16 protein-coding genes and 1 pseudogene are annotated in these 16,071 nt (G+C 38.1%); 6 read left to right on the top strand and 11 right to left on the bottom strand.

Annotated features, from left to right (window positions below):
- Positions 1 to 172: 172 nt before the first annotated feature.
- From ACN6NE_RS12635 to ACN6NE_RS12620, 4 genes are all read right to left on the bottom strand, one after another.
- The gene (locus ACN6NE_RS12635) at positions 173 to 1,378 is read right to left on the bottom strand and encodes a DEAD/DEAH box helicase (RefSeq protein WP_057245273.1); all 1,206 of its coding nucleotides are present in this window, start codon (positions 1,376 to 1,378) and stop codon (positions 173 to 175) included.
- A gap of 364 nt (positions 1,379 to 1,742) precedes the next feature.
- Positions 1,743 to 3,050: an ATP-binding protein gene (locus tag ACN6NE_RS12630; RefSeq protein ID WP_240702579.1), complete on the bottom strand. Its 1,308-nt coding sequence runs from the start codon at positions 3,048 to 3,050 to the stop codon at positions 1,743 to 1,745.
- Positions 3,051 to 3,130: 80 nt separating this feature from the next.
- Positions 3,131 to 3,883 (bottom strand): STAS domain-containing protein, encoded by a 753-nt coding sequence (locus ACN6NE_RS12625; RefSeq protein WP_116516602.1) that lies wholly within the window; start codon positions 3,881 to 3,883, stop codon positions 3,131 to 3,133.
- Positions 3,870 to 4,529, bottom strand: a complete 660-nt coding sequence (locus ACN6NE_RS12620) for a cobalamin B12-binding domain-containing protein (RefSeq protein ID WP_129705836.1) — start codon at positions 4,527 to 4,529, stop codon at positions 3,870 to 3,872. The genes ACN6NE_RS12625 and ACN6NE_RS12620 overlap by 14 nt, the downstream gene beginning before the upstream one ends.
- Positions 4,530 to 4,671: 142 nt before the next feature.
- On the opposite strand from ACN6NE_RS12620, the gene ACN6NE_RS12615 reads away from it, so the two are divergent.
- Complete coding sequence (locus ACN6NE_RS12615; protein WP_350494489.1) at positions 4,672 to 4,821, top strand: DUF952 domain-containing protein; 150 nt, start codon at positions 4,672 to 4,674, stop codon at positions 4,819 to 4,821.
- A gap of 241 nt (positions 4,822 to 5,062) precedes the next feature.
- On the opposite strand, the pseudogene ACN6NE_RS12610 reads toward ACN6NE_RS12615, so the two are convergent.
- From ACN6NE_RS12610 to corA, 3 genes and pseudogenes are all read right to left on the bottom strand, one after another.
- Positions 5,063 to 5,395 (bottom strand): annotated as a pseudogene (locus tag ACN6NE_RS12610) (response regulator); the annotation flags it as partial.
- Complete coding sequence (gene dcuS, locus ACN6NE_RS12605; RefSeq protein WP_129705928.1) at positions 5,388 to 6,974, bottom strand: DcuS/MalK family sensor histidine kinase; 1,587 nt, start codon at positions 6,972 to 6,974, stop codon at positions 5,388 to 5,390. The pseudogene ACN6NE_RS12610 and the gene dcuS, both read right to left, overlap by 8 nt.
- 154 nt (positions 6,975 to 7,128) lie before the next feature.
- Positions 7,129 to 8,094, bottom strand: coding sequence for a magnesium/cobalt transporter CorA (corA, locus tag ACN6NE_RS12600; RefSeq protein ID WP_013055095.1), 966 nt, complete (start codon positions 8,092 to 8,094; stop codon positions 7,129 to 7,131).
- Between the two features lie 151 nt (positions 8,095 to 8,245).
- Here corA and ACN6NE_RS12595 point away from each other — a divergent pair, with 151 nt between their 5' ends.
- Positions 8,246 to 8,701, top strand: coding sequence for a ferritin-like domain-containing protein (locus tag ACN6NE_RS12595; protein WP_474325436.1), 456 nt, complete (start codon positions 8,246 to 8,248; stop codon positions 8,699 to 8,701).
- Positions 8,702 to 8,755: 54 nt separating this feature from the next.
- Here the strand turns inward: ACN6NE_RS12595 and ACN6NE_RS12590 are convergent, their stop codons facing one another.
- On the bottom strand, positions 8,756 to 9,922 hold the full coding sequence (locus ACN6NE_RS12590) for a M20 family metallopeptidase (RefSeq protein WP_129705828.1): 1,167 nt from the start codon (positions 9,920 to 9,922) through the stop codon (positions 8,756 to 8,758).
- Between the two features lie 143 nt (positions 9,923 to 10,065).
- Here ACN6NE_RS12590 and ACN6NE_RS12585 point away from each other — a divergent pair, with 143 nt between their 5' ends.
- Complete coding sequence (locus tag ACN6NE_RS12585) at positions 10,066 to 11,121, top strand: aromatic acid exporter family protein (protein WP_474325434.1); 1,056 nt, start codon at positions 10,066 to 10,068, stop codon at positions 11,119 to 11,121.
- 32 nt (positions 11,122 to 11,153) lie between these two features.
- Here the strand turns inward: ACN6NE_RS12585 and ACN6NE_RS12580 are convergent, their stop codons facing one another.
- Complete coding sequence (locus ACN6NE_RS12580; protein WP_129705824.1) at positions 11,154 to 12,608, bottom strand: alanine/glycine:cation symporter family protein; 1,455 nt, start codon at positions 12,606 to 12,608, stop codon at positions 11,154 to 11,156.
- 252 nt (positions 12,609 to 12,860) lie between these two features.
- Between ACN6NE_RS12580 and ACN6NE_RS12575 the strand changes: the two genes are divergently transcribed.
- Entirely contained in the window at positions 12,861 to 13,613 is a 753-nt protein-coding gene (locus tag ACN6NE_RS12575) for a lipase family protein (protein ID WP_474325432.1), read from the top strand.
- A gap of 25 nt (positions 13,614 to 13,638) precedes the next feature.
- Here ACN6NE_RS12575 and ACN6NE_RS12570 read toward each other — a convergent pair whose 3' ends face one another.
- Positions 13,639 to 14,127, bottom strand: a complete 489-nt coding sequence (locus ACN6NE_RS12570) for a DinB family protein (RefSeq protein WP_129705820.1) — start codon at positions 14,125 to 14,127, stop codon at positions 13,639 to 13,641.
- A gap of 346 nt (positions 14,128 to 14,473) precedes the next feature.
- On the opposite strand from ACN6NE_RS12570, the gene ACN6NE_RS12565 reads away from it, so the two are divergent.
- Positions 14,474 to 14,629 carry a hypothetical protein gene (locus ACN6NE_RS12565; protein WP_014461889.1) on the top strand — a complete coding sequence of 52 codons (156 nt, stop codon included), beginning with the start codon at positions 14,474 to 14,476 and terminating at the stop codon, positions 14,627 to 14,629.
- 132 nt (positions 14,630 to 14,761) lie between these two features.
- On the opposite strand, the gene ACN6NE_RS12560 is transcribed toward ACN6NE_RS12565, so the two are convergent.
- The gene (locus ACN6NE_RS12560; protein WP_129705818.1) at positions 14,762 to 15,286 is read right to left on the bottom strand and encodes a type 1 glutamine amidotransferase domain-containing protein; all 525 of its coding nucleotides are present in this window, start codon (positions 15,284 to 15,286) and stop codon (positions 14,762 to 14,764) included.
- A gap of 305 nt (positions 15,287 to 15,591) precedes the next feature.
- Between ACN6NE_RS12560 and ACN6NE_RS12555 the strand changes: the two genes are divergently transcribed.
- Positions 15,592 to 16,014: a DoxX family protein gene (locus tag ACN6NE_RS12555; protein ID WP_060746104.1), complete on the top strand. Its 423-nt coding sequence runs from the start codon at positions 15,592 to 15,594 to the stop codon at positions 16,012 to 16,014.
- The last annotated feature ends 57 nt before the right edge of the window (positions 16,015 to 16,071 follow it).

Here is a 16,071-nt window from a genome sequence, read left to right as displayed (position 1 = left end):
CCATCATTCAAACTATTTTCATACCTAGGAAAAAATATCTACATTTCTCTTTTTTTACTTATTTATACAGGTGAAATAGAGAAAATAAACAACGCCAGGCTGCTGTAATAAAGCAGTAGACGTTGCTTTTTAGGTTGTGACACTGCTGTTATAAAAAGGCAGAATACCTAGTTTACATTCGACCTTTTTGTTTCTTTTTCTTGTTAAATGGCTTTTTTGAAGGTTTTTTAGCTGTACGGGACTGCTCTTTTGTTCCTTCATCCACGATTTCACCCATATAAAGTTCTTTTTTCGCTAATGAAAGTTGAAGTTCACGTGCGATTTGTTTTAAATTTCGCTCTTCACGTTCAGTCACAAGAGAAATGACTGTACCTTCTGCTCCCGATCTGCCTGTTCTACCTGAGCGATGTACGTATTGATCTGCATCTTGAGGAACATCGATGTGAATTACATGCGTCAATCCCTTAATGTCTAATCCTCTAGCTGCGACATCCGTTGCTAATAAGACAGGGAAATCTCCTTTTCGAAACCCTTTAATCGTCGTAGCACGATCTTCTTTTTTCGTTTCACTGTGTAAAGAGCCTGCTTCTACACGCTTAAATGTTAATTTTTCTTCAAACTCGATTAGAGTATCAATTCCTTTAAAAAACGCTAAAGCTTTCATTTGTTCTTGACGAACTAGTTTTCTAAGCACGTCCACTTTATCTCTAGCTTCACTTTTGATGTATACATGCTCTACCTTCGAAGCCGGAAGTTCATCTCTTCCTACCTCTATTTCAAGAGGGTGGTTCATCATATCTTTCGCTAGCGATTTGGTACGTTCTGATACAGTAGCTGAGAAGACTAGGATTTGACGATCACTTAACGCCATTTTTACAATCTGTTGAACCGTTTGAACATGCTCAGGTACAAACAATTGATCCGCCTCATCAATCACAATTGTTTTGACTTCGTGCATTTTTAATTTCTTCATTTTAATTAGCTCGTTCAAACGTCCTGGAGTACCAACAATGATATTAGGACGTTTTTTGAGTTTTTCTAATTGTCGTTTCATATTTGCTCCGCCAATAAACGCAGCGCTTGAAATACCGCTTCCCTGCGACCAAGTTTGAATTTCACCGTGAATTTGCATAACTAATTCATGGGAAGATGCTAAAATAACTGCTTGAATATGAGATGGTCCCGGCTGAATGCGATGTAAGACAGGCAACAAATATGCCAGCGTCTTTCCTGTTCCCGTTGGGGATTCTCCTATTACATCTTTATTAGCTAAAATCTCTGAAATAGCTTTCGTTTGAATGGCAGTAGGCTCATTGAACCCTGCTTTTTTCCACGCCTCTTGTAAAAAAGGCTGTAAAGTCTCTATAAACTGACTCATATCTATCTCCTTTTCCATGCTTTTCTCGATATTATAAACGATTTTTTCATTTCAATTAAACGAATGTATCAGTGGCCATGTGCGTTAATACTGACCTTAATTTCTATTTATAAATAAACCTTTCTTATCCCAAGGGACCCTGTCAATCCGTCAGTAGAAAAATCGGTTGTTGCCTTAACTTTTCTACATCAATAAACATAGCTTCAACTATGATACACTATTGCTTCTATAGAAAACAATATGATCCTCTTTATTATGGACGAAAACTTGTATAAGAAGAAGGTTTTATGTCCTATATGGATCTAGACGCAAAGGGCTCAGCTGCTTACTGCCTCTTTTTCAAGAAAACAGCCGCCTCTCTGAACTACGAGAGGCGGCTGTTTCGTTCTATAATTGGCATATCAATAGTAACCGTTGTCCCTTTTCCTTTACCGCTTTTAAAATGCATGGTACCTTGATGACGCTCCATGATTTTGTAACACACGGCCAGCCCTAAGCCAGTGCCAGCTTCTTTTGTAGAATAAAACGGCGTTCCTACTTGTTCAATCCTCTCTTGACTCATTCCGATTCCATTGTCTTCAAAGTGAATCAATGCTCGTGTATCTTTTTCTTCAACTGTTATTGTAATATGACCTTTCTCCATAATAGCTTCTACACCGTTTTTAATCACATTGATGAACACTTGTTTCAACTGATTTGCATCAGCTGAAACATAAATAGGCCTTTTGGCTGTTTCTTTCAATAAAATAGAAACATTATTTAAATTGGCCTGCGCTTCCATTAGGGTAATAACTTGTTTTAAAATCTCGCATAAATTGGTCTTTTCAAAAGATACATGCTGCTTTTTTCCAAGAATGAGCATTTCACTGGAGATTAAGTTGATGCGGTCGATTTCAGACATCATAATATCTAAATATGTGTCATTTGTTTCCTTAGAGGCTTGCATAACCTGTACAAAGCCTTTTAAAGAAGTAAGCGGGTTTCTAATTTCATGTGCGACGGCACCTGCCATTTGTCCAATAACCGACATTTTTTCCGAGGTTATCATAAGCTCTTCATCTTGACGGTATGTAGTAATATCGCGTGCAATCATAAATACACCTACTACCTGCTTATGAACGATGATGGGAAGCAAAGAACACCTAAGCAACCGTCTTTCTCTCTTTCTATTGATCACATTCATTTCGAACTTAGCACCTTTTCCATTCAGCACTTCTTTAAAATACTCTTTACACATATCAAACTCTTCAGCTGCGATAAGAGCTGAAGGTTTCATCCTTTGTAATTCTTCACTGGAGTATCCAACGATTGCTTCACCTTCTGGATTAGCAAGAAGAACTTCACCCGTTTTACTTATTTCAAAAACGCCATCGGGATTATGTTTGAATAAAGATTGATAGTGCTGATTGCTCGTTTGAAGTTCGTGTTCTTTTACTACGAGCTCTTGCTGGGACTCCACTAGTTTATAAGCTCTCCTATATACCAACCCATACAAAATAATCCCCGTAGCTAAAATAAAAAACCAACCTTTGTATTGTTGAAAAAAAATATATACTTCAAAACGACCTTGCGCTAATGTTCTAGATATATTATCAGATATCAAGATCCATACAGCGCCAATAATGATATATATAATTGAAATTCTTAAAGCTACTTTACGCGCGTGTTTCACCAAATTTTAATCACCTGTTTATCAGTATTGATCCCCTGTCTTATTGTCTTTATATGAAGTGTTCACTTTTTGTAGTCATTTCATGCCGTTGTAAAAAATTGATGAATGGCCTGACCTAAGTTACTAATAGATTTTACATTTGCTTGAAAATGATACTGGTGAAGCCATTGACTATGATCGGGTGTCACACCTGTTAGATAAATTTGTACACCCATTAGCTGAAATTCCCATATTAAATGTTCTAGGGCTGCAACACCTCGTTCATCAATTTGACCTATTCCATTAAAGTCAATGATAACTCGATCAACCGTTTCTTCATCTATTTGTCTGAGCAGCCGATGTTCATTTTTCATGATGACTTCCTCAAACAAATCGCCAAACAGAGGTATAAGCACCATGTTGTTCGATAAATGAATAAACGGTCCCGACAGTTCTATAACTCGGTTCATTGCTTTTTCTAATCGTTCTTTTTGCAGCAGCAGTTCTAAGTCTGTTTCAGATAAACGCGCTGTATGTTGTTCGATTTTTTCTGAAAGAATCCTAATTTGAGAATCTTCCTCTACACATATTACATGCGCCTTATCTTGCTCCCATTTGCAATTCACGGTATAAAGAGACATTTTAGCTTTGCGCGAATGCATGACTAATTCTGTTTTTATTTTTTTCTTCTGCCCTAATCGTTTTCTAGCTTTGTTCTGACTATCTTCGTCAACAATTTCTAAAAAATGTTGAACCTCTCCGAATAAAGCAGCTGCTTCATCAGATTGCGCTAGAATATTCATTTCCTCATCCATAATAAAAACCGGAAGCGGAGCATATTTAATAGTCGACAACCTTAATCCCCCTAATTGATTGATAATGAAAAAACTCTTTCAACTCCTCTAACTGTGCAATAAATCGAACTTGATTTGTTTGAACAAGAGGAAACTTATAGTTTGAAACTACTCGGCCTCCAACTAAAATAAGCGGCTGATGTTTTGTCTTTTGTAATCCTTCTATATATTCGCTTGCTTTTTCTATATGATGGGTTAAACTGAACGAGATTCCTACTAAATCAGGTTTCCATTGTTCAACAGCGTGCGTTGCATGTAAAAGCGGAGAATCTGCTCCTAAAAGTTTCGTCTGCCATCCGTGCTCTTCAAAGAGAATGGAAATCATTTTTAAACCTAAAAAATGCTGTTCATTTTCTATGCACAAAAACAGACCTTTTTTTTCATTTTTAATAACTTCTTGTCTTATACACAATTGATAGCGTGCCAAAACATAGTCACAGGTAGTAGTAGCTAAATGTTCATCAGCCACTGAAATTTCATCTTCTTCCCACATCATACCGATTTGAGCCATTGACACTGAAATGAATTGCTGAAAAATATAAAATGTATCGAAACCCTGCTGTCTTTTTTTCCACACAATATTCCAAGCTTCATCTTGATTCCCTGATAACAGTAATTCAGTCAAGCGTTCTATGCTTTCAATCAAGAAACCACCTCTTTTTCAGTCAAACGACTTGTTTTTTCCTTTGTTATTATCAACCATACCACTTAACTCACCCGCACTCTACAGTAAAATATTCTCACACTGACAAAATAGCACCGGACTTCTCTGACAGGTCAATCTCTTTATTTTTCAAAGTCAACGAGGTAGTGATGCAGCAAGTGACGGTTTTGTTCATTGTATAAGTACGCATACACAGGTCGTCCTATTGTGCCGTAAGTCATTCTTTCTCCAAGAAGACCTATATCTGTTAGAAATTTTAAATATTTCCGAATAGACACTCTTGAAATTCCCGTTTTTTCAGCTACATCATCAGTCGAAAAAGGGTGATCTTTAAGATACTCAATGGCTTCTACGATAACTTCTAATGTTCCTGTCGTTAAACCCTTAGGCAACGGCTCTACCGGAGCTTCTTTTATCTTTTTATTAGACAGCAGCCCGTCTAATTCCTGTTGATTAAGCTGAGGTTGCTGTTTTAACGTACGAAATGTTTGTTTGTAAGCCGAAAGTGCTTGATAAAAGCGTTCAAATGTAAAAGGCTTAATCAAATAATCAATCGCTCCGTAGCGTAAAGCTTGCTGAATCGTTTGGGCATCCGAAGCAGCCGTGATAAAAATAACGTCTATTTCCTCTTGTTTTGTTCGAATCTCTTGTAAAACTTTCAAACCATTTTGTCCAGGCATAAAGACATCAAGCAGCACTAAATCAACTTGATATTCATTTACCTTCACCAAGGCTTCATGACCCGAATGAGCAACAGCGACTACTGTAAACCCCTCTATCTCTTCAATGTACTTTTGATTAAACTGAGCAACCATGGGGTCATCTTCAACAATTAATACTTTAATCAACTTGATCTCTCCTTGTTTCGTACGGAATATCAATATAGAATGTGGTACCGCTATTTATAAATGAGTCAATGACGATTTGGCCACCTAGTTCATCAATCGTTTGCTTCACTAAATGCAGCCCAAACCCTCTGCTCGTTCCTTTTGTAGAAAAGCCTTTCTTGAAAATCTGATTCATTGTATCGGAAGGAATGCCGCAGCCTGTATCCGTGACTTGAATCGTAAGTTTATTGTTTTTATACACAAGCATAACGGACACTTTTTTAGAGGCTTGATGACAAACTGAATCAATTGCATTATCAATTAAATTTCCAATAATGGTAATGAGATGATGAGTAACGTGTGGATCTGAAGGTTCTGGAATAACTTCATCAGCGGAAAACGTCAGTTCTACGCTTTCTTCTCTAGCATAACTCATTTTGCCCATGAGGAACCCTGCCAACGCATGATCTTTAATAGATTTAGTCACTGAACTAGATTCATCGACACGGTGATTAACAAGCTGATGAATATACGTTTTTAGCTCATCATAATAATTCATCTGCACCATTCCTAAAATCACATGAAGTTTGTTCATAAATTCATGCGATTGTGCTCGAAGCGCTTCCACATACATTTTAACACCTGTTAGTTGTTCTGCTAAGATATTAACTTCTGTTTTATCCCGAAACGTAGAAAGTGCCCCTACAATCTCTTCGTTTACTACTAGCGGAACCCTATTAACCACAATGGCTACTCCATTTATGACTTGCTCTTCATCATAATGAGATTCCCCCGTAGACAAAACATCGTCTAACCTGGAGGTTGGCATATATTCTCGAATAGACAAACCGATTGGCTCTGGTGCTAACCCTGCTTTAACAAATAAGCGGCGTGCAGAACGATTAGCAAGTGTAATATTACCTTCCTTATCAACAGCTATCACTCCTTCACGAACCGACTGCAGCATGGTGCTTCTCTCTTCTAGAATTTTAGCAATTTCAAAAGGTTCCAAACCAAATAAAATTTTCTTTATGTAATTCGCTAATAAAATAGCACCAAGAACGCCTACAAGTAAACCAATTAATGAACCTAAAACAATTCGACGATGCCCATCTCTAATTGCTTCATTTACATTATTCAAAGAAATCCCCACAGCTACTGCACCAATTTGTTGATTTTTTTCATTATAAATAGGTGCAAAAGCGCGCAGAGATTTATCAAGCGTTCCTTTTGATACAGATACATAAGATTTCCCGTGCAATGATTTTTGCTCATCGCCTCCGGCAAACCTCTTTCCTATCTTTTTAGGATCTGGGTGAGATTGGCGAATTCCATTCATATCCATAACAACGATAAACAAGACGCTTGATTTTTCACGAATTCGTTTAGTAAATTCTTGAATTGACTGAGGTGTTTTTGTCTCTAGTCCTTCTTTCACGTTCGTTGATTCTGAAATAATCGTAGCAATAGTCCGAGCTTTTTCAGCCTGTTGATCCCGAATATTTTTTCCAATTGAACTGCTAACTAATAAATCCGTTAACAATAGCGATAGAATCACCACCATGCATACAAGCAGCACCGTGATGCTTCGCAGACCCATTCTTCCGTGTTTCACATTCTTCCCTCGCTTCCCTGCTTTTCTTGTTTATAGCACAAGAAAAAGATCTTATCTAGAGTCAGATAAGATCTTCGCTTATTTAATTTCATTTTTACTGAGTTGATTAACATTTATACAGGAAGGTTAACAATCTACTTTATAGTTTTGGTCCTTTTCGATATTTGAACCATCCCATTTTATAAAAGGCAAAGACCATTACGCCTACAAGCCCAATCATAATGCCAAGTACAATAAAATAATTATATTTCCCCGTCAGTTCCGGCATATATGAAAAGTTCATGCCATAGAGACCAGCAATAAACGTCAACGGTAAGAAAATAGCTGACATAAGCGTTAGCGTAAACATGATTGAATTCATACGATCCGAGTTAATGGACATAAAGCTTTCTCGAATATCATTTGACAAATCCCTGCTCGCTTGCATAATTTCAATCATATTTAATAAGTGGTCATAAATATCATTAAAATAGCGAACCTGCTCTTTTGCTTTTAACGCATTAGTTGACATAATACGATACATTAAATCTCTCATGGGGTTTAAAATGCGGCGCATTCGTGACAAATCACTTCGGATGTCATAAAGCTGCCTCATTAATTCATCCATAGGTTCGTCTTTTGCATTGTCTTCAATGTCGTCTATGTGATCTTCAAATTTATAAAGCACAGGGAAGTATTCGTCAACGGTATGATCTAAGAGTTCATACATGATATCCCATGTTCCATCTTCGGTAGCCTCAGGGTCTTTTTTGATAAGCTCCCACACCCTAGCCACGCTCGTTAGCTTATCCATATGGTAAGTGACTAAAAAGTTATCCCCTACAAACGCAGATACTTCTAAGTGCTCAAGCTCTTCTTTATGAAGGGCATAATAGACTAAAAAATAATGCTCATCATACAGCTCAAATTTAGCGCGCTGACCTTGATTTAAACAGTCCTCAACTGCTAAAGGATGAAAATTAAATTGTTCAAGCTGCTTTTTTTCTTCCTCGGTGGGATTGTAAAAATCAACCCAATACCATTGAAAGTCATGGCTTGAACGAATCTCATTCATTTCTATTTCTTTAATAGCTCCTTCTTTGGTTTTAGCTACAATTTTAATCATAAGATAACCTCTGTCTTTTTTGATACTATTCTCTGCACGTACCCTTTTTACCATTTTGTTAAACTTTTTTCTTTTAATGTACGCCTTTTCTCGTCTATACATACGATGATGGTGACGACAAGAGAACAAAACGGTGAGGAGGTATATCCATATGTATGAATTTTACTCTCGGCATGAAGAATATTGGGAAGATGATACAAGACTAGACGAACAGCTTCTAAGAGATATAAACAAAGCTGTAAGCGATGAGTTTTCCGCTATTCACTACTATACACGCTTAGCAGAACTGGCTCCTAATAATCAGTTTCAACAAGCTATATTAGGTATTCGGCAGGATGAAATTAAACACTTTGACTGGTTTTCTAAAGCCCATTATGATTTATCAGGCAGCTACCCACAGATTTCATTAAACATAAAACTGCCAAATACTTTTCAAGAAGGGGTCTCTGAATCCATTAAAGATGAAGTAGAAACCGTTCCATTTTATCAATCAATCGCTAGAAGAATCACAAATGCTCGAATTCAAAGCCGCATTGTTCGAGCTGCGAGCGATGAACAGCGCCACGGTCAAATTTTCCAAACCATTCAGTCCCGCTTCTCATACTAAATAATACGCTTGCAGTCGCAAGCGTATTATTTGGTATGGTTTTATCATTACCTCTTACTTTGTAGCATTAAATTCTTCTTTGATTTTTTGGAGCAGCGTTTGATTTGTTAATACGTCATATCCTGTTAATGCCATTGTTTGTGCCCCAAGTATCATTGCTTCTCTTCCTTGCTCACTTAAAGCTGCTTCTCTAAATTCGTGCGTATGACAAACAAAATAATCATCACAAATTTGAATATACGGATGAATAGCCGGAACAACCTGACTTACATTCCCCATATCTAAAGATCCATGATCGCCTTGGTCTTCCGTAATGCTTTGTTCGCTCACGCCTAATGAGATGAGATTATTTGTATAGACATCGGATAATGTTTGATTCGTTTGCATATCATCATAAGAAAACTCATAGTTTGAGATTTTTAATTTTGTTCCTGTGACTAGAGCAGCGCCGTTTGCACATGCCTTCACCTTCTCTGTCACTTCATCTACATATGCACGAGTTGAAGCGCGGACATAAAATTGCGCTACTGCATAATCCGGTACGACGTTGGCCGCCTTGCCTCCCTCTGTAATCACTCCATGAATGCGTACATCCGGCTTCACATGCTGGCGAAGCGCATTAATGCTGTTGAACGTTTGTAATACGCCGTCTAACGCGTTGATTCCTTCATGAGGAGCAGCAGCTGCGTGCGCGGATTTTCCGAAGAACTCAAACTGAATGGCATCCATCGCAAGAGAACGTCCGCTTTTTTGGTGGCAGTAATAAGGATGTACCATCATAGCTACGTCTAAATGATTAAAAATGCCTTGCTCGGCCATCGTTACTTTGCCGCCTCGTGTTTCCTCTGCAGGCGTTCCATATACGTATACTTTACCGCCTGTTTCTGCAACTGCTTTACTAAGACCAATACCAGCTGCAATCGACATGGTTCCAATTAAGTTATGTCCGCATGCATGTCCGAGATCCGGCAAAGCATCGTACTCAGCCATAAACCCAATCGACGGACCTGGCTTTTGACTGTCATAAACAGCAGTAAAAGCCGTTGGCAAGTCACATGTACCAATTTCAACTGTGAACCCTTGTTCTTTTAAAACATCCGTTAATGCTTTGCACGCTTTGAATTCTTCGTGACCAAGCTCAGGGTTTTGCCCAATATATTTGCTTACATCATAAAATGTATCCTGTAAGTTATTAATTGTTTCATTTATTAATTGTTTCATTAGTTGTACTCCTCTTTTAAATATTTAAACAAATTATAGTATATTTATTCGTTTTTTAAAAGCTAGTTTTTAAGACGGGTTTTCCTATCACCTTAATATGCCTTATAATTAAATTACTAACTGTTTTAAAGAAGGTATGCATAATGATTAACATAAAAAAATTCAATTTTTTAGGCGGTCGTATTATTAAAACAGGCATTGCCGTTTTTTTAACTGCGCTCATTTGCCAGTCTATTGGCTGGCCGTATATGCTCGCTGTTATTACAGCTATTGTTACGATTGAACCAACAGCTGCCGATTCTATTAAAAAAGCTTTCATCCGCTTTCCTGCTTCAGCAATCGGAGCTGCTTTTGCCATGCTTTACACATTTCTATTAGGAGTGACGCCGCTTACCTATATGCTTGTTGCTGTTTCTACTATTATATCCTGTTCTAAATTGCGTTTGCATGCAGGAACACTCGTTGCCACGCTAACAGGAATAGCTATGCTGACGATTGTGCACGATCATTATTTCATCTCGTTTTTAATTCGCTTAGCGACCACCAGTATTGGGCTGCTTACTTCTTCACTTGTGAATATCATCGTTCTTCCTCCTAATTATACACCTATTATTACGAGGAAAATTCAAAATCTCTCAAAACAAATGAGCAGCGTTTTACAGCAAAGAGGAAGCGAACTTTCCCAAGTACATGCTTGTCATAAACAAACAAAGCTTCAATTTCAGCAGCTTTCCGCTGAAATTGAAAAAATTGAGACGCTTTGTGAGTATCAGCGAAAAGAATGGAAGTTTCATCATTTCACTCGTACAGCTATGAGAAAATTCCACTATGAATATAAGAAACTTTCTCTTATGAGGCAGCTTGTCTACCATATTGGTAATTTAATTTACTTGCCTGCTCATCAGCTGCAAAGTGCAAGACATCAAGTAATATGGGATACATTCACTTCCTTTCATAACGTCTTACAAAATGAACAATATAAAAGCTCTTTGCAGCATCAAATGCTTGTTTTGACTTTAAAACAAAGGTTTTGGGCACATAAGCAGGAAGAAAACAGAGGGGATCAGCCTTTTTCAACGGAAACAACAATGCTTTACGAACTGCTTGCAATTCACCATCTGCTTGAAGAACTACACCGTATTCATTGTTTGAAGGATCGATATAACTTAAATAACTCATCTGTCTCACTTTCTTCATAAAAAAATCCTCACATATGTGAGGATTTTCTTGTTTACGAAACTTGTGACTCATCTTTCTTATATTCTTTCTCCCAGTAGTCTGCATTTTTAATTCCTAGCTTAACAGGATCAAACACAGGGTCTACCCCTTGTTTTTTCTGAGCTTCATAGTCTTTTAATGCAACTAACGCAGGCTTAGCTAAAATTAAGATAGCAATTAAATTTAGCCATACCATGATACCAAGTCCAGCATCACCTAACGCCCAAGCTAGTGATGCTTGTTTAACTGACCCGTAGAACGTAGCTCCTAGAAGGACAAGCTTTAATGCAAGCATAGCCCACTTTCCATTCTTTCCGCGAGTTAGGTAAGCAATATTTGTTTCAGCAATGTAATAATAAGCCATAATCGTTGTAAACGCGAAAAAGAATAAGGCTACTGCCACGAAGCCAGCTCCGAATCCCGGCAACACTGTTTCAATAGCGGCTTGTGTAAATCCAGGCCCTGCTTCTACACCTGGTAAATTTGAAATAATAAATGAACCACCTGGTCCTTCCGTGTTGTACATACCTGTGAATAAAATCATAAACGCTGTTGCTGAACAAACGAACAGTGTGTCAATATAAACCGAAAAAGCTTGTACAAGGCCTTGTTTCGCCGGATGTGAAACTTCTGCTGCAGCTGCTGCATGCGGCCCTGTTCCTTGTCCTGCTTCGTTTGAATAAATGCCGCGCTTAACTCCCCAAGAAACAGCTAAACCAACGATTCCTCCAAAAGCAGAATCCAATGCAAAAGCACTTTTAAAAATAAGAGCGATAACTCCCGGCAACTCGGAAATGTTCATGGCAATAATAATAAGAGCTAAAATAATATACCCAAGTGCCATAAAAGGTACAACGAATTGGGCCACCCCTGCAATACGCTTAACGCCTCCAAAGATAATAAAAGCAAGAATAATAACTAATCCTACTGCTGTAACCGTTGGACTAACGCCAAATGCGTTGTCGATGCCAAGCGCGATGGAGTTAGACTGAACGCCCGGCATTAAAATACTCATCGCAACAAGTGCTGCAATAGCAAATAAAATGCCATACCATTTCATACCTGTTCCTTTTTCAATGTAGTACGCTGGACCACCTCGATATTGGCCATCTTGTTTAACTTTATAAATTTGAGCAAGTGTTGATTCGATGAATGCACTAGAAGCACCAATAAAAGCAACTGCCCACATCCAAAATACAGCTCCTGGACCTCCAAAAGCGATAGCTGTTGCAACTCCAGCAATGTTTCCTGTTCCGACTCGTCCCGACAGCGCTAAAGACAGGGCTTGGAAAGAAGAAACTCCTGCTTCTGAGCTTTTACCCTGAAACATCAGCATAACCATGTCTTTTAAGTGTCTTACCTGCAAAAACCTCGTTAAAATTGAGAAAAATAGGCCGATCGCAAGACACCCATAAATAACAGGTGTGCTCCATAGCACATTATTCAAACTCGTTACAAATTGCTCCAAACGATAACCCCCTTATTTTTCATTCAGACTATTTTAAATTATAAGTTAAATTATAAATTTTAACAATAAAACTCTAAATTAAAACTCATTTTTAGTTAAAATACACAAAAAATTTATAAAATCCTCAAAAACATCCAACGATAAACCGTTTGTTTTGATAATTACCGCTTTCAAAAGAGAGACATCTGCACCTTTCTTCTCAGGAGCACATAGGCTATAGGAGTTATTTTCTATTAGAAGGTGTGAAAAACAATGATGAGAATAGAGCCTTTATTTTATCGTCCTTTAGCTCTAGACCTTCTTTATGCGTGCGTCTTAGCTTATAAGCAATACGCACAGGGAGGCACATTTGATGTACCTGAAGGCTACCGGCTTATTAAATCGTTTAAAGCTTCTGCGATAGGGGTGCAAGAATGGTTTGGTTTTATTTTAGAATCTGATGACTCTATCGTCATTGCCTTTCGAGGAACTCAATCTGAGGCAGATTGGATTGCTGATGCTCGCATTCGGCAGCGCCCTTATCCATACAATCAACAAGCCGGTCTCGTTCACGAAGGTTTTTTAGCCGTTTACGAATCATGCCGTGATGAAATTTTTGAAACGTATCATTCCCTTACCCCCAAGCCACTTTATATAACGGGGCATAGCCTAGGTGGTGCACTCGCTGCTCTTCATGCCTTAGATGTCGCCACAAACGCATCTTTTCCGGAAGTTACAATGTACAACTACGGAGCTCCTCGAGTAGGTGATCCTCAATTCGTTCAAACATACACAAATCTTGTTTCAAATAGCCGCTGTTTTGTTAACACGACGGATACGGTTCCTAAAATCCCTCCGAAGCGACTTTATTCCCCTTCCACCAAGCAAACGATTTATTACGATCAAGACCCTCTGCAACTCTCGTTTACGATTCAAACAGGTTCTACCGTGGGGAACCATAACCCCCAAACATACAGTGTTGGTATTTGGATGATGTCGGACTATCCTATTTTGGTCCAAAAATAAAAAAACAGGCGGACTGCCTGTTTTTTTATGCACCAATTGTTGCTTTGATTTCTTCTATTTGTTCTTGATGACGCTTTTCATGATAGCCAATAAAATCAATCCACTGCTTTAAATCCATTAACCCAAACACAGGGTGTGGAAACGATTTTTGCTTTAGCTTGTCTTCACTTGCTGTTTCTTCTAGCTCTATTAAAGCCGCTCTTGATTCTGCCAGCTTACTCTTCATTTCTTCTAATGTCTGCATTTCATTAGAAGGCGTAACTTGAGCCGGTGCATCTACTTTTCGCGAACGGTCTACCGCTAAATGAAACGGCTTATCTTCAGTCGGCTGATCTACACCGTTTTCTAACTGATTCTTTACACGTGAAACGATCATGCGCTCCATCAAATATAAATGTTCTAATACTTGCATAACGCTCCATGTATTAGATGCTGTCTGTTGATTTAATTGTTCATATGTTAATGATTCTACACTGCTCAATACGTCATTTCGAAACTGTTCATTTTTATTCATTTTTCATCCTCCTCTAGGATTCCTCTAGCTTATCGTATCAAAAAACTCTTCTATATAAAAAGGATATCCCTTTACTTAAACATGTTTTAGCTACAATTGTTTCACGTGAAAAAATCATATTTTCTATTTGACATAGATCAACTGAGGTGTTATATTTAGATTTCTGGCTTTTCTTTAAGAGCTGGACATAGTGAAAGTAACTTGAAAGGATGTATCGTACAATGCAAGGTAAAAATACTGGCATTCGACACATGTCTTTGAACAAAACTTATTCACACTGGATCGGCTTCGGAGCCGTAAGGATGCAAGAGAGGTAGGGCTTGCGTCGTTTAGGTTAATCGATCATGTGGAAAAACAAACCGCGGCAATGGATGAAATCCATGCAAGCACAATCAATGCTAATTGTGCCCTAACAACAACGAAACATACAAAAACCGTAATCATGGATTTTATAAAGAAAGTAATCATTTTGTTTTTACACTTGCAAAAAGCAAGTTACTGATAAGAAACACGAGCAAAAGCGAGCAGATGCATCTGCTCGCTTTTTTAATGATACTTTTTTATTTACTTTATCATTTCTTTTTTTAGCGGATCTTATAAAAAAGCCGAAACCAATGTGGTTTCGGCTTTTTTCTTATTGCTCTGCTAGTACATCAGCAAATGCTTTTGCGTAAGGCGGAAGGTCTGGCGGACGGCGGCTTGAAATGATGTGGCCGTCGATTACGACTGCTTCATCATGCCAAATAGCTCCCGCATTTTCCATATCATCTTTGATTCCTGGGGTACTTGTTACGTTTCGGCCATCTAAGATTTTTGCAGAGATTAATACCCATCCTGCATGGCAGATTTGGCCGATTGGCTTTTGCTGTTCATCCATATGACGAACCATTTCAATTACTTCAGGGTAGCGGCGCAGTTTATCCGGCGCCCAGCCTCCAGGTACTAAAATAGCGTCATATTCAGCTGGATCAACATCTTTAAACGCGTAGTCCGATAGAGCTGGAACACCGTATTTCCCCATGTACGTTTCGTTTGCTTTTTCTCCAACTAAATGTACTTCTGCTCCTTCTTCTCGAAGACGCATCACTGGATACCATAGTTCTAGATCTTCAAAGTCTGCACTAACAAGCGCAATAACTCTTTTATTTTCTAAGCGCATCGTAACACCTCCGCCATCAGTATAGCATGTTGGAGAATAAGATTGAAAATAAGGTACTAACTTGTACATAATTAAAGGATTTTTCAAGTGCCCTTCAGAAAATTTTTGTATGCCAAATGGTCTAATTTTATATTTTTACTTGACTGGGGACAAACATCACACTACAATGTGTAGTGTGATGTTCATAATGTTGTAAAATTATCCAAATCAGAAAAACTTTCTGATTTAATTGCTACGTTTATTTTTTCGGGCTTTTACACTACATAACGTAGTGTTTTTCAAATACACTTAAAGGAGGAAGTAAAGTGAATAAAAACGTCGAAATTGGTTCACTTATTATTCGTTTAGTATTAGGTTTTACATTTTTAGTACACGGCTTTCAAAAATGGCAAGGCGGGATTGAAAATACAGTAGGGTTCTTCGACAGCTTAGGAATCCCTGGTTTCATGGCATATATTGTTGCAACCATTGAACTTGTAGGTGGGGTTCTTATTATTCTTGGTCTAGCAACAAGAGTTGTAGCTGCTTTATTTGTAGCAGTTATGCTTGGCGCTATTTTTACAGCCAAGCTTAAAAGCGGATTTGTAGGCGGCTTTGAGTTTGATATCGCCTTAATTGCCATGTCTGCTCACTTGTTCCTTGCAGGAAGTCAATTCCTTGCTCTTGATGCAGTGGTATTCAAAAAGAAAGAAACTGCCTTTTCTCTTCAAGAAGAAAGCAGTAAATAAAAAAAGAAAGCTTATACTCTCCCAATATAAGCTTTCAGATTAGTCCCCGCCGTTTGA

This window comes from Priestia sp. 53B2 (genome assembly GCF_056099005.1).
This window is presented reverse-complemented; position numbering and strand designations above follow the sequence as displayed.

Bases quoted from the DNA above. Each gene is read 5' to 3' on its own strand.
- ACN6NE_RS12635 (WP_057245273.1), bottom strand. From the start codon at position 1,378: ATGAGTCAGTTTATAGAGACTTTACAGCCTTTTTTACAAGAGGCGTGG.
- dcuS (WP_129705928.1), bottom strand. From the start codon at position 6,974: ATGGGTCTGCGAAGCATCACGGTGCTGCTTGTATGCATGGTGGTGATT.
- corA (WP_013055095.1), bottom strand. From the start codon at position 8,094: ATGATTAAAATTGTAGCTAAAACCAAAGAAGGAGCTATTAAAGAAATA.
- ACN6NE_RS12595 (WP_474325436.1), top strand. From the start codon at position 8,246: ATGTATGAATTTTACTCTCGGCATGAAGAATATTGGGAAGATGATACA.
- ACN6NE_RS12590 (WP_129705828.1), bottom strand. From the start codon at position 9,922: ATGAAACAATTAATAAATGAAACAATTAATAACTTACAGGATACATTT.
- ACN6NE_RS12585 (WP_474325434.1), top strand. From the start codon at position 10,066: ATGATTAACATAAAAAAATTCAATTTTTTAGGCGGTCGTATTATTAAA.
- ACN6NE_RS12575 (WP_474325432.1), top strand. From the start codon at position 12,861: ATGATGAGAATAGAGCCTTTATTTTATCGTCCTTTAGCTCTAGACCTT.
- ACN6NE_RS12570 (WP_129705820.1), bottom strand. From the start codon at position 14,127: ATGAATAAAAATGAACAGTTTCGAAATGACGTATTGAGCAGTGTAGAA.
- ACN6NE_RS12560 (WP_129705818.1), bottom strand. From the start codon at position 15,286: ATGCGCTTAGAAAATAAAAGAGTTATTGCGCTTGTTAGTGCAGACTTT.